This window comes from Bradyrhizobium sp. CB2312 (assembly GCF_029714425.1).
Taxonomy (GTDB): domain Bacteria; phylum Pseudomonadota; class Alphaproteobacteria; order Rhizobiales; family Xanthobacteraceae; genus Bradyrhizobium.
In genome coordinates, this window is sequence record NZ_CP121668.1 from 2774536 (window position 1) to 2798883 (window position 24348).

A 24348-nucleotide genomic window follows, 5' to 3' on the forward strand; every position below is an offset into this window, starting at 1 on the left:
AACGTGCATTCACGACAAGGTCATGCATCTGCTCATTTTTGGGGTTCGCCCCGCGCATGAGGGCCGAACTGCCTTGCGCTCGAGACTGGCCTAAACGATACGTGATTCAGCCGATGGTAATCGGGAGAGGTGGCGGTGAAGACGAAGGGTAAACTCACGAGCAAATCGTCGGACGGCACGACAGCCAACTTCCGTCCCCTGAGCGCGGACGATCTCGATGGCATCGTTGGCGGAAATATCACGCCGCCTCCCGGTCAATTCAATTCGATTGCGGGCTTCGATACATCCCACCTCAATCTCGATGCCAACTCGATGCTCGCCGGCGTCTCTTCTCAGGAGATCGCGCAGGCCGTCGTCAATCACCAGACCACCGAAACGCAGGCGATGCATTTGATCGAGGCGGTTGCGGCCTACGATCAGACTCACGTCACTCAGGGGCTTGCTGCCTTTGCCGGCGCGATCACGCAGATTTCGGGCCACAGCAATGATGGCTATGTGGTCGGCGCCGAGATCGGCCACCAGATCGCCGCGGGGCAGGTGAGTGCCACGCAGGCGATATCGGACATCGCCGGATCAGTTACTGCGGGGCAGTCGACCGGCCATGTGGCGGTCACCATGCTCGCGGGCATGAGCGGACCGGTTTCCGCGAGCGTTCAGGCCGCGGCTGGAACGGAAATCGCGGCGCTGGTGACCGCGGGTAGCCTCACCGCAACACAGGCGGTAACCGACATCGTCAACGCAAATGGTGCGGCCGGTGCGCTGACCCTCGATCAAGTTATCAATGTCCTGAACGATGCAGCCGGCACGCCAGCCATGCACGCCGCGGTGGCGAGCGAGTACAACAGCCTGATGGCGAGCGGTCTGACCACGGGCAACCACATTACCGCCGATATCGGTGCCGCAGCGGCGCAGTCCTATTCTGGGATCAGCCACGATACGACCGCCGACATGAACATGATCATGGTCGCGAAAACCCTGACCATGGATGCGGTGATCGCTGGCGATTATGGCGCTCTGGCGGGTTTCCAGCCGTTGTTGGCCACGATGCAGAACGCCGTCGCCAACGGCAACGAGTCCGTTCTCGACGATGCGGTGGCCAATAGCGTGCTGTCGCTGGTGAATGCCGGCGACCTCACGCTGACGACGGCCGTTGCCGATCTGGTGCAACAGATCAACAGCCACGTCATCAGCGGCAGTCAAGGTTTCGCGCTGCTGAATTCGCTGGTGAACCTCGCGCCGAACTACTCCAATCTCGCGAACAACGTCGGTAGTCCGCTCTCGGTCGATGCCGTACTCAACCAATTGGCGCCGGCGAGCGCGCAGACGGGGAGTCTTGCCGAGGTCGTCGCCGAAGTGAATTCCGGTCGATTGGCCGTGGGGCAGGCCATCGCCGCATTTGGCGGCCTTGCCGCCGGCTCCACGGTCGCGCAGATCATGGCAGGTGCCGACATCGCCGGATTCATCCAGTCCGGCTATATCACCACCAATGCGGCCATTGCTGACATCGTCAGCTCCAACTGGTCCACCACGGAGACGTTCAATTTCCTGCTCGGCATGGCGAGCAGCGGCAACACCGCGATCGCGGGCGCCGCGATTGCAGAAATGCCGAGCGTAAGCTCGCCGTCGCAGGCCGTCGCCGCCATCAATTCCGCCATTGGCCTGACCGCGATCACGCCGACGCAGGCGCTTGGTGTCCTGGTCGATCTCGCCGGTTCGACCGGTATGCAAGCGGCCGTCGCCGGTGAAATCGATTCCCTGATCTCGAACCACCAGCTGACCACGTCTCAGGTCATGACCGCCATCGGCAGCGCGGTGACCTCATCGATTCTTACCGCGACGGAAGCCCTGACCTTGCTGGCGGACATCGCGGCGCCGGCTTCGACGGCCGTGCAGACCGCCGTCACCGCGGAAATTGCGTCCTTTGTCACCGCCGGCAATCTGACCGCCGATCAGGTGGTCACGGCGCTGGCCGGTCTTGTTGGGGGCGGCGGGGCTGCGATGCGGTCATTCGTTGCCACGGAGATCAGCGCGCTTGTCGCGGCGAACCAGATCACGACGGTGCAAGCATTCGCCGACGTCGCGGCCGCAGGTGCTTCACATGTTCTGAACGCCGGTCAGACCATTGCCTTGCTGGCGTCTTTGGCTTCCAACTCAACGCCTCTGCAATTCACCCTGGGGTCCGACATCGCCGCGATGATCGGAGCGGGCGCGATCACGGCAAGTGCGGCGGTGACCGACATCGCCGGCCTCAACCTGTCGGCGTCGGAGGCATTCAACATACTGCTTGGCCTTGCAACCAACGGCGACACAACGACCGTAAGTGCCGCCACCGCGGGAATGGCGAGCCTGCTGTCGCCAACGCAGCTGGTCAGCGATATCGACTCCGCCATTGCCACTTTCACGATTACCACTTCGCAGGGCGTGGGCCTGCTGATCCGCCTCGCCAGCAGTGCGAACATGATATCGGCGGTCGCCGGCGAAATCGATGCACTGATCGCAAGCAATCAGGTCTCGACCGGCACGGCAATGGCGAGCATCGGCAGCGCCGTGACGTCGTCCGTCCTCACGGCGGCGCAGGCGGTGACCTTGCTGGCCTATGTGGCGGCGCCGGCGTCGACGCCCGTGCAAACCGCCGTGACGGCGGAGATCGCCGCGCTGGTGACGGGCACGACCGTCACGGCGAATCAGGCGGTCAACGCGCTGACGGCGCTCTTCCCCGGCGGCACCACGGCGATGAAGGCGTTCGTGGTCGCGGAGATCAACGCGCTCGTGGGCGCGAACCAGATCACGGCCGTTCAGGCCGTCAGCGACATCGCGGCCGCCGTGACCGCGCATGTCCTGACCGCCGACCAGGCCGTCTCCTTGCTGAACATGCTGTCCAGCGCCGGATCGACCGCCATGCAGGCCGCGGCCGGTGCCGAGATCGCGGCGCTGATCGGCTCGGCCTCGATTTCCACCACCAATGCGGTCGCCGCCATCACACACTCGATCAACATGAGCAGTGTCGCGTCGATCGAACTCGCGATCGTGCAGCTGATGAACGTCGCGGCGAGCGGCAATGCGTCGGTGCGAGCGGAGATCAACGCCGACATCGCCGGGTTGATTTCGGCGACCTTCCCGGCCGATACCGCGGTGACCTTCCTCGCTAGCCTCGCTGCGAGCAACAACGCCGCGCTCGACAATGCGGTCGCCGGCGCGATTCTGTCTTTGGTCGGAGGCGGCGCGTTGTCGATCACCTCCGCGATCGCTGACGTGACGCAGGCGGTCAGCACCCAGGCCATCAGCGCCGACCAGGCCGTGGCGCTGTTCGCGTCGATGCTTGGCGCCGTCGGGAGCAACGCCACCAATCAGGCCGCGATCATCACGGCGCTCGGACAACTGGTCTCGGGTTCGTTCACCCTGTCGGCGGTCATGGCGGACATCGTCACGGCCGTGGGTGGTGGTCAGTTGACCGCGGCGCAGGCCATCTCGGCGTTTATCAGCCTGATTGCCGGCGGGCCCATCAACGCGCAGGTCGCCGCCGGCACCGAGATTGCCGCGCTGATCCAGACCGGCGCGATCACCGCCAGCGCTGCAATTACGGCGATCGGTGGCCTCGCCTCGGCCGAAACCTTCAACATCCTGATCGGCATGGCGGTCAGCGGCAATGCCGCGACCACGAGTGCGGCTGTCGCGGACATCAGCACGCTGGTGTCGCCGGGGCAGGCGCGCCTCGACATCATCGCGGTGCTGAACGCGTCCGCCATCACGGCGCCGCAGGCGCTGCCGATTCTCGTAGACCTCTCCGTCATCCCGTCGTCACCCGGCGACGGGTTTTCCTGGCAAACGATGATGTCCCAGGAAATCTCGACATTGCTGAGCGCTAGCCAGGTCTCGGCGACGCAGATCACCGCTGCGGTCGACGGCGCCGTTAGGGCCTCAGCTATCACCGCAGCCGCGGCCGTGAACCTGCTGACCAATCTCGGCTCGTTGGGGTCGACGAGCACGCAGACCGCGATGTCGGCAGAGATCGTCGCGCTGGTCACCGGGGGCAAGATCACGGCCGTGCGGGCGATCACGGGGCTGACCAGCGTCTTCACCGGGTCTGGTGGCAGCGAAGGCGGCAGTGTGGCGTCGTTCACGACGAACTTCGTGTCGCATACCATCGGCGCGCTGGTTGCGGCCGGGCAGGTCTCCAACACGGCCGCGATCAACGACATCGTCGGGCTGATCTCGTCGAGATTCACGCCGGCGACGGCGGTGGTCGTGCTGGCCGGATTTGCGTCGAACAACAGCCTGACGCTCGATAATGCGGTGGCAGCTGCCATCGTGTCCTTGCTGAACGCCCAGACATTCAGCATGACTCAGGCCGCCCGTGGCGTCTCCACCGCGGTGAGCAACGGCGCGATTACCGCCGACCAAAGCATCACCTTGCTGGCGGCGATGCTCGGCATCACCGGCAACGTCAATCCGAATTCGCCGCTCGGCCCGACCGGAATCTGTCAGGCGCTCGCGGCGCTGGTTCCCTCGCAGATCACCGCGACGGCGGCCGTGGCGGACATCGTCACGGCGGTCGGCAACGGCCAGCTGACGGCGGTGGAAGCGATCAACGCGTTCGCCTATGTGGCGAGCTCCATCACGGCGCAATTCGCCGCGGGCCAGGACATCGCCGCGATGATCCAGTCCGGGGCCATCACCGCCAGCGCCGCCATTGCGCAGGTCGGCGGCCTCGCCCCGGGCACCATCAGTAGCAACGAAGCATTCTATATCCTCGCCGGCATCGCGCTCAATGGCAGCAGCGCGACCGCAAGCGCCGCCGCCGTCGTCATGGCTGGCCTCGGCGTGCCGGGGCAGGCGACCCAATACATTACCACGGCCGTCAACAGCGCGGCGATCACGGTCCCGCAGGCGGTCAGCATCCTGCTCGAGCTCGCAACCGTCACCGGCATGCAAGCGGCGGTCGGCGCCGAACTCGGCACATTCATCTCGAACAACCAGATCACCACGGCGGTGGTGATGACCGATATCGGCAACGCGGTGGCGTCGTCGATTCTGACAGCGACGCAAGCCGTGAACGTGCTGGCTGATCTCGCGGCGCCGGCCTCATTGGCGGTGCAAAACGCTGCCGCAGCGGAAATCACCGCGCTGGTGAGCGGCGGTTACATCACCGGCAATCAGGCGGCCACGGCGCTGATCGGTCTCCTCACCGGCGGCACAGCGGCGATGCAGGTCTTCGCGCTCACCGCCATCAATGCGCTTATCGCCGCGAACCAGGTCGCCACCACACAGGTGGTGGCCGACGTCGTCGCCGCGGGCGCCGCCAATGCGCTGACCACGGACCAGACGATCTCGTTGCTGGCGTATCTGGCCGAGTCTGGGTCCGCAACGGTGCTGGCCACTGTCGGCGCCGATATCGCCGCGATGGTCACGGCCGGCACCGTGACCGCCACCCAGGCGGTCGCGGACATCTTCGGCACCACCGACACCATCACGCCGGCCAGCATCCTGCCCGCCATCCCGGTGATGATGTTCTCGGCCGCAAGCGGCAATGCGAGCTTGCAGAGTGCTGTCATTGCACAATTGTCGTCGCTGGTCGCGCCGATCACCCAACCCCAGATGGCGACAGCGCTCGGAGCGCTCGCCGCCTACAACAACCCGGCGCTCAATGCGCTTGTCGCCAACACCATCTGGTCCATGGTCAGTGGCGGCGAGTTCGTGTCGTTCAATGTCGCGCTGAGCGCTGCCGTCAACAACAACGCCGCGCTCAACGTCACGCAGCAGGCGGCCCTGTTGCTGGTGCTGGCGGCCGACGTACCCAGCGGCGCGAACAGCACCGTCTACCTCAACACCATTGGCAGCGTCTTCGCCACTCTGACAGCCGCCCACGGGCTCCCGCTCACCCAGGTGACAGCCGATATCACTGCCGCGGTCAATTCCCATCAATTGACCGGCGCTCAGGCGGTTCAGCTATTGGTCGGTGCCGGATCCATCAGCATCGGCGCCCAGATCTTGGTCGGCGGCCAGATCGACGCGCTGATCCAGGCCGGCAGTGTCAGCGCGTCCGATGCCGCCGCGCTCGTCGCCGCGGTCGGCGCTGCGTCCGGCGCTGCCAATGCGTCGTTCGGCGTGCTGATCGGCATGCTGGTCAACGGCAACAGCGCGAACATCGGCGTAGTTGCGCAGGAAATGCTGAGCCTCACTCAGATCCAATTCCCCGCCTCGGCCTTCAACGATATCAACACCGCGATCTACGCCGGCGCCATCACGGCGGATCAGGGCCTTGCGGTGCTGGCGGCGTTCGCCGCTGCCGGCAACGCCTCGACCCAGAGTTCAGTCGGTGCGGAGATTGCCGCGCTGATCGGCAACAACACCATCACGTTCACCGGCGCGATCGCCGACATCAACGCGGCCGTCGCGTCGACGGTGCTGAGTGGCGCCCAGGCGGCCAACATCCTGCTCGGTCTCGCGAGCCAGAGCAGCGTAACGACGCAAGTCGCCATCGGCGCCGAATTCGCCGCGCTGGTCTCGTCGGGCGCTCTGACCGCAAATGCGGCGACGGCCGAAATCGCGGCCGCGGTTCCGTCGATCGTCACGGCCAACCAGTCCTTCAACATCCAGATCGGGATGGCGTCGAGTGGCGACCCGGCGCTGCAGACGACCCTGACGCCCGCGCAGGTCATGACCGACATCAACGGCGCGCTGGGCGCGTCGTCGATCACGGTCACTCAGGCGCTCGCCTTGCTGGCGCAGCTCGCGCGCGGCGGCAGCAGCGCCATGCAGTCGGCGGTGGCGGGCGAGATCAATCTGCTGGTCGGCAACGCGACCATCACGGCGGCGACAGCCGATCAGGCGTTCGCCGTGCTGGCGCAGCTCGCACACGTGGGCAACAGCAGCGTCCAATCGGCCGTGATCAGCGACATCAATCTGATGATCGCGGATTCGGTCATCACCACGTCGCAGGCGATGACTGACATCGCGACGGCGGTGCACGGCGCGTCGCTGACCGGCGATCAGGCGGTGGCGCTGCTGGTGGGCATCGCCGCGCAAAGCTCGCTCAGCGTGCAATTCGCAGCCGGCGGATCGATCGTCGCGCTGATCGCGGCCGGCGCGCTTGCCGCCACCAGTGCAGCGACCGACATCGGCAATGCGGTCGCCGCATCGAGCCTCACGTCCGACCAGGCGGTCGCGATCCTGCTCGGCATGGCGATCGGCACCAATGCGGCCGCGGCCTCGGCGGCGGCGCACGAGCTGGAAATCCTCGTCACGCCCGCGCAGCTCATCACCGACCTCAACAACGCGGTGACGGCGTCCCAGCTCACCGCGACCCAGGCCTTGAGCGTGCTGGCCACGCTGGCGGCGACCGGGCCGACCGCGATGCAGACCGCGGCCATTAGCGAGATAAACACCCTGATCGGCGGGCTCACCGTCACGCAGGCGATGACCGAATTGCTCGCCATCGCCGCCAACGGCCCGATCGTGCAGGGCGCGGTGGCGAACGAAATCAACACGCTGATTTCAGGCAACCTCCTCACCGCCGCGCAGGCGGCCGCCGATATCGGCGCCGCGGTGCCGTCGGTGCTGACGGCGGACCAGGCCGTCACGCTGCTGATCAATCTCGCCACCTCGGCGCCGACCGCCGTGCAGACCGCCGTCAGCGCGGAAATCTCCACGCTGATCAGCGGCGGCCATATCACCGCCGACCGGGCGGTCGTCGACTTGGTGGGCGTTGCGGCGACGGGCTCTGCGGCATTGCAGGCGGCTGCCGTCGCCGAAATCAACGCGATGATCGCGGCCGGCCAGATCACAGCGACGCGGGCAATCAGCGATTTCGGTGCTGCCGTCAGCGCAGGCGGTCTCACTGCGGACCAGGCGATCACGCTGATTGCATATCTGGTGGCGCCGGCGTCCGAAGCGATGCTGCAGCAGGCTGGCGCCGTCATTGCGGCTTTCGTCAACAGCGGTCTCACCACCGCCGCGCAAGCCGTCAGCGACGTTACGAGTACGATGTCGCAGGGGGTGACTGCCGCTCAAGCCGTCGCGGTGCTGATCAATGCCGCTGCAGGCGGCAATGCAGGCCTGTACAGCGCGGCTCTCGCCGAAATCGGCACTCTCGCGAGGCAGCCAGACGATGCGGTGTGGGATCTGCTCCCGCAGATCGCTTTCCTTCACCAGGCTGGCCTCGGTCAGACCCAGCTGACGCAAGCGCTTGACCAGATCGCGCAGCAGATCGGTCAACTCATCAGCGTCAACAACCCGAGCGTGTCCGCGGCGATGGCCTATGCCGATCTGCATTTGGCAATCAACGCCGGCGTCATTTCCGTCGGCGACTACTTCGCGATGGCGGCTTATCTTGATGCCAATTACGGCAGCGTCTGGGATCCCGTGCTGACGGCGGGAATCGCAACGCCGACCCAGGGCGCTGATGCCGTCGCAACGCTTGCCTGGCTACTGCCCAGCGCCAACAGCGCTGTGGTGACGGCAATCACCAATGCCGTTCTTCTGATCGTCAATAATCATCAGGTCACCTTCCAGAGCGCGGTCGCCAACATCGTTTCGCATCCGTCGGATCAGGCCGTCGTGGCTCTGACGGCGATGGCGGCGGGTGGCCAGTTCGGGCCGACGGCATTTGGTCAACCGGCCACCATCGGTGGCGTCACCACCAGCGGAATCTGGTCGATTATCCAGAGCGGCCACGTTTCCGCGGCTAGTGCCATGTCGGATGTTGTCACCAGCATGGTGGCCGGGCTGATCTCGGCAGATCAAGCCGCCTATGTCATGATCTACGTGGCAAAGCAGGCCGATGCCTCGACGCAGGTGGCCGTCGGCGCCGGATTGGCCGCGCTGATCGGACAGGCATCGCAGGTTCTGTCCGACCTGGAGAACGGCACCGTCCAGACGTTTGCGGAACTGACGCCCGACCAGATTGTCGCGGTGTTCTCAGGCGCGATCAGCGCGCCGGGCACCAGCGCAACCGTTCAGGCTTCGCTGGCGACCGAGATGGCAGACTTGACTCCCTTCACGTTGAGCGGGCAGCGAGTCGTGACCGACATCGACAATCTCGTCGCCGGCGGCGCATTGACGGCGGCGCAGGCCGCGATCGTCTTCTATCAGCTCGGCGCCAATATCAACGGTGCGACAAACGGGCAGATTGCGTCGCTGCAGACGGCGCTCAACGGCGCGCTGTCGTCGCTTGGCCCGGCCGCGGCCGGTGGTATCGCCACACTCATCTCCGAACACATTATCACTGCGGATCAGGGCGTCGTCCTGATGCTGAGCCTTGTCGGCAACGGCACCGGCTCAAACGGCCTGGTCGCCGGCGAAATAGCGACCCTGGTGCACAACAACGCCACGACCGCCGCGCAGGTGATGACGGACATCATGGCTGCCGTCAGCTCCGGCGGCGCCACCGTCGATCAGGCGGTCACGCTGCTGGCGGTCCTGTCGGTCCAGGGTAATGCGGCGCTGCAATCCGCCGCCGATGCCGAGATTCTCTCGCTCATCACCGGCAATCAGATCCCGGCCGCGCAGGCGATGACAGATATCGGCAACACCATCGCGGCCGGCACGCTGACCGGCGACCAGGCGGTGGCGCTGCTGGCGAGCCTTGCCGGAAGCGGCAACGCGGTGGTGCAGGCCGCGATCGGCAGCGAAATCGCAAGCCTCATCGGCGCCGGCAAGCTGACGGCGAGCCAGGTCAACACCGATCTCGCTGCTGCGATCACCGCCAACGCACTGACCGTCGATCAGGCCGTTGTCGTGGTCGGCAGCGAAGCGCTTGCGGGCAGTGCTGCGGTGCGCACCGCGGCCATCGGCGAGCTCTCGGCACTGGTCAGCGGCAACCAGATCGCCGCCGCCCAGGTCGGCACCGACATTGGCAGCGCGATCGGCACCGGCTTCACCGCCGATCAGGCGGTCGCGCTCCTGGCCAGCATCGCGGCTCAGGGCAATGCGGCTCTGCAGGGCGCCGCCGCGACGGAAATTCTCGCCTTGATCTCCGGCCATCAGGTCACCGCCGCGCAGGCGATGACCGATATCGGCAACGCCATCACCGCCGGCACGCTGACCGGCGACCAGGCCATCGGTGTGTTCGCCCTGCTGGCGAATTCCGGCACCGCGGCCGAACAGGCCGTCATCGGGGCCGAGCTGGCGACGCTGATCGCCGCCGCCACGATCACCGCCACGCAGGCCACGGCCGATATCAACACCGCCATCACCACCAACGCGCTGACGGCCGATCATGCGATTGCCGTGCTCGCTAATCTCGCGGCCGCCAGCAGCGCCACGGTGGCCGGCGTCGCCATGACCGAAATCGCCGCGCTGGTCGGCGCCAACAGGATTTCGGCCGCCGCTGTGGCGACCGACATCGTCGGCACTATCGGTGCGTCTCTCACGGTTGACCAGGCGGTCGCGCTGCTGGCCGGCGTCGGCGGCCAAAGCGGGGCGGCGCTGCAAGCCGCCGCCATCGGCAGCATTCTCACGCTGGTCCAGAACAGCCAGATCACCATCGCGCAGGCGCTCACCGACATCGGCGGCACCGTCGCGGCCGGCACCCTCACGGGCGATCAGGTGGTCGGCCTGCTGGCGGCTCTCGCCAATGCCGGCAGCGCGGCGCAACAGCAGGCAGTTGGTGCCGAAATTGCGGCGCTGATCGCGGCGAACCGCATCACCGCCTCGCGGGCGATGACCGATCTCGACACTGCGATCGGGACGGGTGCGCTCACTGCCGATCGCGGCGTCACCGTGCTGGCCGGCGTCTGGCTTGCCGGCGGCACCGGCGTGCCCGCCACCGCGGTCAGCGAAATCCTGGCGCTGGTCACCGAGAGCAGGCTCAGCGCCGCTCAGGCTGCGACCGATATCGGCGGCATGGTGGGCGGCGTGCTCACCGCCAATCAGGACGTGACGCTGCTGGCGAGCCTGTGGCTGCAGGGCGGCACGACGGTTCGGGGCGCCGTCGCCCAGGAGCTGGTCACGCTCATCACCAACGGCAACGTCGCGGCCGCGCAGTTCGGCGCTGCGATCACGGCGGGCGCGCTGACGGCGGATCAGGTTATCGCCCTGATGGCCGTGGTCGCCAGCGACGGCACCACGCAGATTCAGACCGCCATTGGCGCCGGCATTGCGGCGCTGATCGCCGGCAACCAGATTACCGTCACGGCGACGATCAGCGACATCAACACAGCCATCACCAACGGTGTGCTCACGCCGGACCAGGGCGTCGCGGTCTTGTCCGGCATGTCGGCGAACGGCAGCACGGCAGTGCAGACCGCGGTCGCCGACGAGATCAAGGTCCTGACGGGTCCCGTCATTTCGGCCAGCCAGGCGATGGCCGACATCGCCAATGCGGTCGGCAACGGCATTTCGATCGACCAGGCCATCGCGATGCTGGCGGTGCTGTGGACCGAGAACGACGCAACGCTGCAAGGCGCCGTCGTCAGCGAAATTCTCGCACTGATTTCCGGCGGCCAGGTCACGGCCACGCAGGCGATGACCGATATCGGCAACACGCTCGCTGCCGGCACGCTGACCAACGCCCAGGTCACGGCGCTGTTCAGCGCGCTGTCGAGCGCGGGATCGTCGACCGTGCAGACCGCGGTGGCCACCGAGATCGCGAACCTGCAGGGCGTCGCCGGCATCGATGCGCAGGTCACCAGTCACGGCATCACCGCTGCAGCCGCTATTCCGGCGCTCCTGAACCTGCTCGCCGGCGATCCGTCGCAGCAGTCGGCGATCACGACCGAACTTCTCAAGCTCGCCGGAGAGACGCCCAGCGTTATTCCGTCGATCGCGTCGGACATCGGCGCGGCGATCGGACAGAATTTCAGCGCCGATCAGGCAGTCAACCTGCTCATCAGCGTCGGCGCGCAGGGCAACGCGGCGCTGCAAGCCAGCTGCGGCGCGGAGATCGCGTCGCTGATCACGGGCAACCAGGCCAGCATCGCTCAAGTGATGACGGATGTGCTGACCGCGGTCGATTCGCAGTGGGCCGCGGGTCTCGACCCGTTGGCGCGCACGGGAGCCGACATTCGGACCATATCGGCGGATCAGGCGATTGCGCTGTTGACCGTGATCTCGTCGCATTCGGGAGCCGCCGTCCAGGTCGCGGCCGGCGACACGATCTTCGTGTTCACGCAGTTGAATTGGATTTCGGCCACGCAGGCGGTCGGCGACATCACCGCCGCGGTCACGTCGGGTACGCTCGGCGCCGGACCTGCGGTGGTCATGCTGGCCGCGGGCGCCGAATTCGCCGCCAATATCCTGCAATCGGGCTACTATACGATCTTCAGCAGTAGTATCCCGGCGAACTACGTTGCTCCGACCCAGTCGGTTTTCCTGGGCGGAATCACCACGCTGATTGCCAACAATGCGTTGAGTGCGGCTGCCGCCATGGCGGATGTCGCAATCATCGCGGGCGTCCCAACGCTCGGCTTTGTCGATCAGGCGACCCAGTACTGGATTTATCGCGGCTTCACGACCACCCAGTATCAAGGGCCTGGTTATCTTTACACCTACACCGTCGATAACGTCGGGGTGAATACCACCACCGCGCCCGCCAGCGCCAACCACGTGTTGTCGCTGCTGGTCGGCCTGGCGGAAATCGGCACAACGGCCGTGCAGTCCGCGGCCGGCACCGAAATCTCCACACTGATCGGGCAAAATCAGATCACCGCGACGCAGGCGGCGACTGCCATCGGCGGCGCGATTGGCAACGGGATGACCGCCGACCAGGTCATGGCGATGCTGGCGGGTATCGCCGCCACCGGCGGTTCAACCGCGACCGCGGTCGGTAACGAAATTCTCGCGCTGGTGACCGCCGGCAAGATCACCACCACGCAGGCAATGACCGACATCGACCACGCCGTTGCCAATTCGGCCATGCCGGCCGGCGCCGGACTCGCGGTGCTGAATGCCGTCGCGGCCGGCGGCAATGCCAGCGAGCAGATCGCCGTAATCGGCGAGGTTGGTGCATTGCTCGTCGAAAGCAAGATCACGTTCTCGCAGGCGCTTTCGATGTTGGCGACCGTCGCGGGCGAAGGCTCGACCGCCGTGCAGTCGGCGGCCGTCAGCGAGATCGTAACGCTGATATCGGGCCACCAGCTCACCGTGGCGCAGGCTGTCAACGGCATCGGCAACGCCGCCGGGGCCAGCCTCAGCGGCACCCAGGCGGTGAACTTGCTGATGTCGCTTGCGGTGCAGGACACTGCGGCCCAGAGCGCAGTCACGGGGGAATTCCTCGTCCTGGTCAACGCCAACCAGACCACGCCCGGCGAGGTGGCGAACACGATCGTCAATTCGGTTCTCGCGGGAACGATCGTGCCGACACAGGCGCTCACGATGCTGATCGGGCTTGCCGAAGGCGGCGATATCGCGCTCGCGCTCGCTGTCGGCGCTGCGATGAACCGGTGGACCGGCAACAATTCCCTCGCCGCGGTCACGTCGGCCGTCAACACCCATGCCATGAGCGCCAATCAGGCCGTCGCGATGCTCGTCGCCATGGAGGGGGGCGGCTCGGCGGCGGTCACCAACGGTCTCGTCGCCACCAACGTCATCACGGCTCAACAGGCTGCCACGGCGCTGTTGCTGGTCTGGACGCAGAACGATCCGTCTCAGCACCTGCAAGCAATCGTGTCCGTAGAGCTGACCGCGCTGATGGCCGGGATCGGCTCGGGTGCCCTGATCTCGCCGGCGGCGCTGATGGCGGATATCACGGCGGCCGTCACGTCGAATACGCTGTCCAGCTCACAGGCCGTCATCCTGCTCGGCGCGCTGCTGTGGCAAGCGCCTTCTAGTCTGCCTGCTATCATCACCGAGGTCGGATCGCTGGCCAATCAATTCGGCGCTGCCCAGATCATCTCGCAAATCCAGGCAACGCTGACCTCGAATCAGGCTCTGGCCGTCTTCTCGAATCTCGAAACGTACCCCTGGCGTTTGAACGCCGACGTGGCGAAGTACATGAGCCAGTTGTTGTGCGGCGTTGCCACCGGCAGCGCCGCCAACACGATGCTGACCGGCGCAGCGCTCGCCTCGATGATCGTGCAGCAGCAGCTCTCGTTCTACACGTTCAACATCACGCCGTTGGTCACGAGCGGTGCCTTGACCCAGGCCCAGGGCGTCAATGTGCTCGCGGCGACCATCGCCAACCTCCCGTCATCCGCCATCGAGGCCTCGGGCATCGCCGGGCAGCCGGGCGTCAACGCGATCAGCAACCTCGCCAACTACATCGTCTCGCTGGCGGGTGTCGCGGCGATCGGCGAGATCGACGCCTTTATCGGCGCGTCGTCGGCGTCGATGACCGCCTGTGGTGCGCTCGCCGGTGCGTTCGCCGATCTTCTCACGCGGTTGAACAGCCAGGGTCAGCCCCTCGCCACCGTCGCGCAGATCGTGACGCAGGTGCATAACGACGTCAGCAGCAACGTGCTCGGGGCCGACCAGGCGATCTGGTTGCTCTCGAGCCTCGCGTCGCACGTGACCAGTCCGCTGATCGGCGCCGAAATCGCCACGCTGGTGGCCAGCGGCCGCGTCACCGCCGCGCAGGCGATCGGCGATCTCGGTGCCGCCGTCACGGGCAATCTGTTGTCCGCCAGCCAGGCGATTGCGGTCCTTGGTGGCATTGCGGCGAACGCGCATGGCAACGCCACGCTGCTGACCGGTGTCGCCAACGAAGTCGCGAGCCTCGAAGGCGCCATCATCGGCACCACGCAATTCCAGGCGGCCATCACTTATACGGCGGGTGAGTTCGTCGCGCTGGCCAGCGGCCAGAAGACCGCGGCGCAGGTGATCTCGGATCTTGAAGCCTACACGCCCGCCAGTGTGCCGGCGGATGTGCTGTTGAGCGTCGCGCTGATCGAAAGTCAGGGCGCTGGCCTGACGACGGCTGCCAACGCGCTTGCGACCGAGATCTACAGCCGCATCAACAGCGATGCCGCCGAGAGCGGCCTCGCCCAGCTGGTCTCGGGAGGCATTGTCTCCCTGGCGACGGCCCAACTGATCATCACCGAGGCCTTGACCGCCGCGTGGCCGAATATTCCGACGCCGGTCCTCAACCTGTCGAGCGTGCCGTCGAGCGGTCCCTATTCGGCCAGCGTCACCGGCGGCATCACCGCGCCGATGACCTTGCAGCAGGCGCTCGTCCCCGCAATGGATCTGCTGAACCAGGATCTCATCGCCTATACGGACGCCCCCGCCGTCATCGCCGGAACGATGACCGCCGCGACGGCGATCGCCAACGTCGAAGCCTACAGCGGCGCCTTCCCCTATGTGGTCGACGTGGCGCTGATGCATCTGTCGACGCTGGTGAACGCCGGCGTCGGCCCGGCGCCGAACCTGACGCTTCTGCAGCAGCTGGGCGGTTACACTCCGGCAGATCTCCAGGCCGTCCAGAGCGCCTACAACGCCCTCACCGCGGCGAACGCCGCAATTCTGGTGGCGCTGGGCCATCGCATCGGTACCGGCACCACCGAAACCGGCCTGGTGGGCGCGATCACCAGCGGATACCTGCCGTACACCCAGGCGATGGCGCTCCTGAACAACGAATTGACGGCCGCGCTGGTGAAGGCCTCGTCGAGCGAAAACAGCACGCTGCACAGCGTGGCGTATGCCTGGGTCGATATCGTCGCCCACAACATCGCCAACGGCACCGCGGGCGGGACCGAGGCCATCCCGTCAGGCAGCGGCGTCCATACCGTCACCGTCCCCGGCATCCTCTCGATCCACAACGCCGCGCTGGCGGTGCAGAGCCAGATCGAAAGCGGCGGCCTTGCGACCATCCAGTCGTTGCTGACCGGCGTTGCGACCATCAACGCTGTCGAGAGGAATGCGGCCAATTACTCGGTCGAGACCGATCTCGGTGTTCACCTCAGCCAGATGTGGACTGTCCTGATATTGCCCGCCAATGCGAGCATCACGGACGTGGCCGAGGCGGCCCACACAGCGACAGCCTGGTACCAGGCCGCGTGGACCGCGGCGTGGACCAACTTCCCGCTGGCGCGCATCATCGGCGGCGAGATCGCCGGCAATCCGACCAGCGCGCAAGGGTACATGGATCTGCTGTCAAATCTGCTGGTGGCCGGCCTACCGGTCGGGCAGGGGCCGCTGATGAACGCCCTGGGGCTCGGCAAAAATGTCCAGTCCATGCAGTCGGCGCTGATCAACCAGATCTTCGGCACCACGGGCGAGATTGTCGATCCCGAGGACATGGCCAACGGCTTCGGCGATGTGCTCAAGGACGCGTGGGAAAAGATCAGCTTCGGCTATGGCAAGGGTCTGACCGGAAGCGGCGCCGGCGAGGCGGGAGAATTCGAGGTGACGCTCGACTCCGGCACGCTCGTCGAGTTCAGCCCGGCCATGACATTCACGATGGTTCAGCTGGCCTCGAACGGCATGGTCGCATTGATGACCATGAATACCGTGGCGAGTGCCCTCAGCTCCAATCCGGTCCTTGCGAATATCTCAGGGCCTCTGGTGGGCGCGCTGAAGCTCGTCGCGAACTCTTGCAACCTGGTTACCAACCTCCTGAACACCACGGCGCTCACCTACATCAATCAGGTCTATTCCATCGGCGCCGACATCGTGAGTATTTTCGGCGACGGCAGCAACACCCAGAAGATCGCATCCGATGGGGCGGCGCTGGGCCAGGCGTTGTTCCAATATTCGGTGGGCTTCCAGTTCCCGGCCGTGCAGAACCTCGCCCAGGATGTCGGCGCCGCGTTCCAGGATCTGTTCACCGGGCATCCGCTCAGCCTCGCCAGCGACGTGCTGTCACTCGGCGGCGACGCGATCCAGCTGATCCTGAGCAATCCCTACCTGCAGGCCGCCGCCACCGTGCTCAACACCTACGCCACACAGGTGGAAGACGATCTTGGCCTGAACAAGGTTGCCGACGCGTTCAAGAGCCTGGGCGATTGGCTGTCCGAGGCCAGTGCCCTGCCTCCGAACACCACCGTGCAGCCGCTGGGCCTCAACTCGGCGACGTTCTATCATGGCCTTCAGTCGCTCTTCAGCTGGTGAGGCAAGCGTCAGTTTGGGATCAGGAGCTCACATGTCCGATCAAACCGAAGTGCCGGTGTCCGGCAAGGCCGCCGATCCCGCAGACCCAAAGGGGGCGGAGGCTTTGGGCACGGCGCTGGGCCTCTCCCTCCAGCAACTGGCCGTCGCCAATGACGCACAGCAGATTGCGATCCTGGCGATGACCGCGGTCCTGGCGCTGTCGCCGGGGACCGCCGCCATCGAGACCGACAAGCTCGGGGCCGTGCTGGCGATCCTGACCAAAGGCCAGCCCAACGGCGACGCCTACCGGGCGCGGATCGCCCAGTATGTTGGCCTGATGGTCAATGTCGCCCGCAAGCTGCCTGCGATGGTGGACGAGGCGAAAAAGGCGGCCGCTCAGGCGCCAGCGGGCGCCACCGAGAGCCCGCGAAAGGATAACTAACGGCGTGGGGTCGGGCAGCCGCCGCGGAATTCACCATCCGCGGCAAAAGGCTGAGGCGCCGCAAGGCCATTGGTGTAAATATGGCAGGCCGCCCGGTCAGGACGGGCGCGGCCAGGCGTAGCGAACGGGCATGGCGAACGAGGGCATTTTTCGCGAAGCAGCACTTGAAAGGTTGTCGGCGCCGGAGCGGCTCGACCAGGGGCTCCGTATTGTCGGACGTCCGACCTGGGTCGCGCTGCTGGCGCTGGCGGGTCTCGTCGTCGGCGGCCTGATCTGGAGCATCGTCCTGACGGTGCCGGTCACGGTGCCGGGCCAGGGCATTTTGCTGTCGCCGGGCGGCCTGCTCGACGTCACCGCCGACAATCCGGGGCGCCTGCTGAGCTTCAGCGTGGCGGTCGGCGACAAGATCAAGGCCGGTACGGCGGTGGCCCGGCTCGATCAGCCGGAGATTCGCGAAGACCTGATCAACGCGGAAGCCGAATACCGCGATGCGGTCGGCGAACGCGACCAGATCGTGAAATTCCAGGAGCGCCGCGGGCCGCCGCTCGCCGCCTCGATCGCGCAGCGCCGGCAGGGCTACAAGGACGATATCGCGTTTCTTGAAAAGCAGCTTGGCTGGCTCGACGAGATCGCCAAGGGCGACGCCGTGCTGATGGACAAGCAGATCCTCACACGCAAGAGCGCGCTCGAGACTCGCGTCGAGATCGGCAAGGCGGAGACGCAGCGCGCGCAGGCCCAGGACGGCATTCGCAACCTCGATTTCGAGGCCACCAAGGCGCAGACCGACGACGAGCGCGAGCGCCTCAATGCCGACCTGAAGGTCGCGGCCGCCGAGCGCAAGATCCGCACGTTGCGCGAGAAGCTCGACCGCCAGAGCGTGGTGCTGAGCCCGTACGACGGCACTGTCATCGAACTCAAGGTCAATCCGGGCGAAATCGTCGATCGCAACGCCGCTTTGTTCTCGCTGATTCCCGACAAGGTCGCCGAGGCGCTGCCGAAGGATGTCAGAGATCCGATCGGGCCGCTCTATGCGGTTGTCTATGTGCCGTCGAATGACGGCAAGAAGGTCCGCCCCGGCATGAACGTGCGCCTGTCGCCCTCGACGGTGCGGCGGGAAGAGTTCGGCTTCATCGAAGGCCGCGTCCGCGCCGTAGCGGAGGTGCCGGCGACTGCGGAAGGCATGTACCGCACGCTGAAGAACCGGCAGCTCGGACAGTCGCTCGCCAAGGACGGCGCCCCTTACGAAGTCGTGGTGGATCTGTTCGCCGCCAGGGACACGCCGAGCGGCTATCGCTGGTCGTCGTCGCGCGGCCCCGATCTCAGCATCAATGCCGGCACGACGGTCGGCAGCGACATCGAGACCATGTCGTTGCCGCTCCTGAGCCTGTTGATCCCGCCGCTGCGGCAGGTCCTGGGAAGCGGTTCGTGAGGGCGTTGCTTGCGCTGAAAACCAAAATCGCCGAGGCGACGTCGCGCGCGGCGTTGCTGTTTGCCGGCACGTGGCCAACACTGCGGGCACGCATCGGCGACACTTCGGCGCACAGGACACCTACGATCCTTCAATACGAGGCAGCCGAATGCGGCGTCGCGTGTCTCGCCATCCTGCTCGGTTATTTCGGCCGGTGGGTCCCGATCGAGGAGTTGCGTGAGGTCGCCGGCGTCAACCGGGACGGGACCAATGCAAAAAATCTGCTGCTGACCGCAGAGCGCTACGGACTCGAGGGTGGCGGCTACACGGTCGGTCCAGACGATCTGACCGACGACGTTCTGCCATGCATCGTGTTTTGGGAATTCAATCATTTCGTCGTGGTGGAGCGCCGCACCGGCGAGAAAGTCTGGATCAACGATCCGGCGACCGGTCCCTGTGTTCTCACGACGCAGGATTTCGATCGGGCGTTCACCGGGGTGATACTCGCCCTGAAGCCGGGTCCCGACTTTGCTCCGGGGGGTGAAGCGCCTGATCTGCTGCGCAGCATCCGCCAGACCCTGCCGGGCTTCAAGGCGCCGATCCTGGCCGCCGTGCTCGCCGGCTTCCTGCTGGTGGTGCCGGGCCTGATCATCCCCGGCCTGCAGCGCGCTTTCGTCGACTACTACATGATCGCCGGATTGTCGCGCTGGCTGTGGTGGCTGGTCGGCGGCATCGCCGCGATCGCGCTGGCGAAGGGATTGCTGACCTTCCTGCAACAGCGCACGCTGGCGCGGTTCCAGGTCAAGCTCGGCGTCGATACCAGTGGTCGGGTGTTGTGGCACATCCTTCGCTTGCCGATGGCTTTCTTCGCCCAGCGCAACAGCGGCGAAATCACCAACCGCCTCATGGTCAGCGACCGCCTGACCGGCCTGCTTTCGGGCAATATCGCGGTGACGTTCATCGGCCTGCTGTCGATCGTGATCTACGCGCTCGTCATGCTGGCCTACAACGTGCCGCTGGCGCTGGTGGTGATCGCATTCGCGGTTCTCAACCTGGCGCTGCTGGTTTGGTTGTCGCGCCGGCTGTCGGACGCCAGCCGGCGGATGCTGCAGGATGAAGCCCGCATGCAATCCACCATGATCCACGGCTTCGCCAATCTTGATACTTACCGGGCGAGCGGCGCCGAAAACCTGTTCTTCCGGCGCTGGGCCGGCGAGCACGCCAAAGTCGTCAGCGCCGAGCAGGCCATGGCGTTCTGGCAGCGGCTGCTGGCCGGCCTCCCGATCCTGCTCGGCACGATCGCAGGTGCCTGCATCGTCTTCATCGGCGGCGTGGGCGTGATGCAAGGGACCATCAGCATCGGCATGCTGGTGGCGTTCCAGGCGCTGATGGCCAATTTCAACGCGCCCGTCACCAGCGTGATGGGACTGACCGCGCAATTGCAGCAGGCGCGGGGTCATATCGACCGGCTCGGCGATGTCGGCCGGCAGCGCGTCGATCCAATTCTCGAGGCCCCTGATGAATCGGGCGTAATCCCGGCGCTGCATGGCGCCCTGGATATCCAGGGCCTGACCTTCGGTTACACGACCGTGACGGCGCCGTTCCTGCGCGACATTTCGCTGAAAGTGCCGGCCGGCGGTCGCGTCGCCATCACGGGCGCCACCGGCAGCGGAAAGTCCACGCTCGCCCGGCTGATGGTTGGATTGATGACACCGCGCGACGGTGTGATCCGGATCGATGGCATCGATCTCGCCCGGCTGTCGGCGCCGGTGTTGCGCTCGGCGGTGGCCTATGTGGACCAGACCACCACGCTGTTCGGCGGTACGGTGCGCGAAAACCTGACCATGTGGGATCTGACCATCAGCGAGGATCGCGTGGTGGCGGCGGCCCGGGACGCGATGGTGCACGAAATGATCGCGTCGCGTCCGATGGCCTACGAGACCCGCGTCGATGACAATGGCCGCAATTTCAGTGCGGGCGAACGTCAGCGCCTTGCCATCGCCCGGGCGCTCGCGGTCGATCCGGTGCTTATCGTGTTCGACGAAGCGATGAGTTCGCTGGATTCCATCGCCGAACAGGGAATCATCGACAACATCCGCCGCCGTGGCTGCACTTGCATCCTGATCTCGCACCGCATTTCGACCCTGCGAGATTGCGACGAAATCATCGTTCTGGACGAGGGCCGCATTGTCGAGCGCGGCCGCCACACCGCCCTGATGGCGGCGCATCGCCATTACCAGAAGCAGGTCGAGGTATGATGGCGCCCCGCCCGCCCGTGCTCACCCTGGCGTCGAGTGACGGAATGCTGGCCGCGCCGTTCGCGGCCGCGCCCAGCATCAATCTCGAGCCCGGTGAGGCTCTGGCGCTCAGCGAAACCCAGCAAGGCCACATCATCGCCGCCGGACGGGTCGAGATCTATCTCGTCGTGAAGAGCGGCGACGAGTTGTCGGGACGCATGTTCCTGTGCGAACTCGGCGGCGGCGAGTACATCGCACCGATCGTGGTGGCAGACGATCTATTGGTGACCGCGGTAGCGGTCGAGACCAGCGCGATCGCCGCCATCCGCACCGACACGCTGGCGGTCCAGGCCAAAGGCTCCGAGCAGCAACACAACGCGGTGGCCGCATCCATCGACGGGTGGCTTAGTCATCTCAGCGCCGCCGTGAGCCGTATGGTCGGCCCGGCGCCGCTCGATATCGTCACGTTCGCGCCCGGTGAACAGGCGAAGGCCGCCGGCGAAGCCGCGCTCATGACCCGTGGCGGCGTGGTCTGGTTGACGGCATTGGGCGCCGACCTGTCATGCTGTGGCGGCGTGCCGGTCGCCGGCATAAATCGCCGGCAGGTGGCGGCGGTGGCCGGCGGCATCTGGATCTCGCCGGCGCGGCCCTGCGAGGTTCATGCGGTCGGCACCGCCGATATCCTTCGCCTGTCGGAATGGCAGCGCCTGCTGGAGTTTACCCACGCCACTTTGTTCTTGCTGGTCCGGCGCGCGCACGACACCCGTCAGGACGCGTTGCGCGAGGCAGTCCAAGGCCGGATGGCGCGTACCACGCGCACGGTGAATCGCGCCTTCACGCGGTTCGACGCGGTGCTGGGCAAGGTCGCGCCGCAAGCCGCCGCCGAGCCTGTCGGCGACGAGCCGTTCGTCGCGCCGTTCGTCACCATTGCGAGCAAGCTCGGGCTCGACTTCACCAACCGGCAGCGCGAACAGCTGTCGCGGGCGAGCAATGTCGACGACGCGGCGCGCGCGGTGCGGTTGCGCAACCGCCAGGTGGTGCTGAGCAGCGACTGGTTGCAGCAGGATCTCGGCCCGCTGATCGGTTTCCTCGATGACGCGCGGCACCCGGTGGCGCTGATCCCGACCGACGCGAAGCGCTGGGTGATGATCGAGGCGGAGCACGCCAGGCCGACGCCGGTCGACGCCACGCTGGCGGCCCGGCTGGCGCCGCAGGCGCACATGCTCTATCCGCCGTTCCCGGATCGGCCGATCGGGTTTCGGCAATTCATCGGTTTCGGCTGGCTGCGCAACCGGTGGGATGCGGCGCTCGCTGTCTCCATGGCGCTGGCCTCCGCGCTGCTCGGCCTCGCGACGCCGATGGCGATGCAACTGGCGTTCGATCGCTTCATTCCGGGCCACCAGACGCTGTCGCTGTTAACTCTCGGCATGGGCCTCGTGCTGGCCGCGTTCATCGCCGCCGGCTTTCGTTTCGTGTTCGACATCGCAAGCCTGCGGCTCGATGGGCGCGGGGCGGGCGCCTTGCAGGCCGCCTTCATGGACCGGCTTTTGCGGCTGCCCGACAGCGCGCTGCGCATGAGCCCCGGCAATATCGCCAGTCGCTTCGTCGCGGCGGATCAATTGCGGCGCGGCGCCTATTCGCTGATGCTCGGCTCGATTTCGGCGCTGCTCTTTTTCGTCAGCAACATCGGCCTGATGTTCTACTACTCGCCTGCGGCGGCGGGGGCGGCGATCGGGCTGTTCGCCCTGATCGCCGCGGTTGCGGCGTTCTGCGGCTATCATCAGCTCGATGCGCTGCAGCGCGGGGAGGAGATCCTCTCCGATATCTACGGCATCGTGTTCCAGCTCGTGCATGGCATCACGACTCTGCGTGCCACCGGATCCGAGCAGCGCGGCTTTGCGCGCTGGGCCATGGACTTCGCCGAGCTGCGCTCCCGCATGTACCGGGCGCGGACCTTCGGCACCCTGTTCGAAACCGCGCTTGTGGCCTTCGAGCTGCTGGCGCTGGCGGTCATCCTGTTGATCCTGTCGCAGCTGTCGCGCGACGAACTCTCGACCGGCGCGTTCGTGTCCTTCATAGCCGCGTATGGCGCCTACATGGGCGCCTCGCTGCAACTGGCGCGCAGCGTCGTTGCCGCCTGGAATTCGCAACCCTCCTGGGGGCGTGTGGCGCCCTTGCTGCGCGCTGCGCCTGATGTCGCCGGATCGAAGCGCGATCCGGGCGTGCTGACCGGGAACATCGATGTCACCAACGTCTATTTCCGTTACGGCCCCGATGCGCCGTTCGCGCTCCAGGGCGTCTCGCTGTCGCTGGCACCGGGCGAGCACGTCGCGCTAGTCGGCCCCTCGGGATCCGGCAAGTCGACCCTGATGCGGCTGCTGCTCGGGTTTGAGATGCCGGCGAGCGGCACCGTGCAATATGACCGGCAGGATCTGCGCTATCTCGACATCGAAATGGTGCGGCGGCAGATTGGCGGCGTGTTGCAGAACACCGCGCTGTTTCCCGGCACGCTCTATGAAAACATCATGGGCACCCACGAGGGCACGCTCGACCAGGCGTGGGAGGCTGCGCGACAGGCCAATATCGACCAGGACATCAACGCCATGCCGATGGGCATGCATACGATCGTGACCGAAGCCGCGGCTGCTTTCTCCGGCGGCCAGATCCAGCGTTTAGCGGTCGCCCGCGCACTGGTCGGCAAGCCGCGGATTTTGTTGCTCGACGAGGCCATGAGCGCGGTCGACAACGTGACGCAGGCCCGCCTAACCGAAAGCCTGCACCGGCTGGCGGTGACACGCCTCGTCATCGCGCATCGTCTCACCACCGTGAAGAGCGCCGACCGCATCATCGTTCTCGACCGCGGTAAAGTGGTGCAAACCGGCCGTTACGACGAGCTGATGGCGGTCAAGGGCTTGTTCGCCGATCTGGTCGCGCGGCAGCTTGTTTGAAATTCAACACGGCTTCCTGCCTGCAGGATATTCGGCGGTCGCACATGCAAATGATGAATCGTTGGCCTGGTTGGTGTGGTGACAAAGGAATGGTGGGCCCGGCAGGACTCGAAGCTGCAACCAGACCGTTATGAGCGACGGGATGTCCAGCAGCCTCGTTGGTGTTTTCGCATGCGCGGGTCACGCGATGTCGCGGACCAGTGACCTGAATCCCCGACTGATCGGACGCATCCGGCAACGTGACGCGTTGCCACGCGCCTACCCATACAACGCCGCTCCAGATCTTCGCAGAGGCTTCGGAAGGTTGGCGATCTCGGCCAGCGGATTTTGGGCGGACGCTGCCGATCGGCC

5 protein-coding genes are annotated in these 24348 nt (G+C 66.0%); all 5 read left to right on the top strand.

All coding sequences use genetic code 11. The features are described 5' to 3' along the window. The first annotated feature begins 135 nt into the window (after positions 1-135). The 5 genes from QA642_RS13210 to QA642_RS13230 all read left to right on the top strand — a co-directional run bounded on the left by QA642_RS13210 (position 136) and on the right by QA642_RS13230 (position 23997). Positions 136-16983, top strand: coding sequence for a hypothetical protein (locus QA642_RS13210; RefSeq protein ID WP_283085051.1), 16848 nt, complete (start codon positions 136-138; stop codon positions 16981-16983). Positions 16984-17014: 31 nt separating this feature from the next. Further along, positions 17015-17404: a hypothetical protein gene (locus QA642_RS13215; protein WP_283085052.1), complete on the top strand. Its 390-nt coding sequence runs from the start codon at positions 17015-17017 to the stop codon at positions 17402-17404. Between the two features lie 130 nt (positions 17405-17534). Next, positions 17535-18833, top strand: a complete 1299-nt coding sequence (locus QA642_RS13220; protein ID WP_283085053.1) for an NHLP bacteriocin system secretion protein — start codon at positions 17535-17537, stop codon at positions 18831-18833. Next, positions 18830-21070 (top strand): NHLP family bacteriocin export ABC transporter peptidase/permease/ATPase subunit, encoded by a 2241-nt coding sequence (locus QA642_RS13225; RefSeq protein ID WP_283085054.1) that lies wholly within the window; start codon positions 18830-18832, stop codon positions 21068-21070. The genes QA642_RS13220 and QA642_RS13225 overlap by 4 nt, the downstream gene beginning before the upstream one ends. Beyond that, positions 21067-23997, top strand: coding sequence for an NHLP bacteriocin export ABC transporter permease/ATPase subunit (locus QA642_RS13230; protein WP_283085055.1), 2931 nt, complete (start codon positions 21067-21069; stop codon positions 23995-23997). Before QA642_RS13225 ends, QA642_RS13230 begins: the two co-directional genes overlap by 4 nt. Positions 23998-24348: the final 351 nt, after the last annotated feature.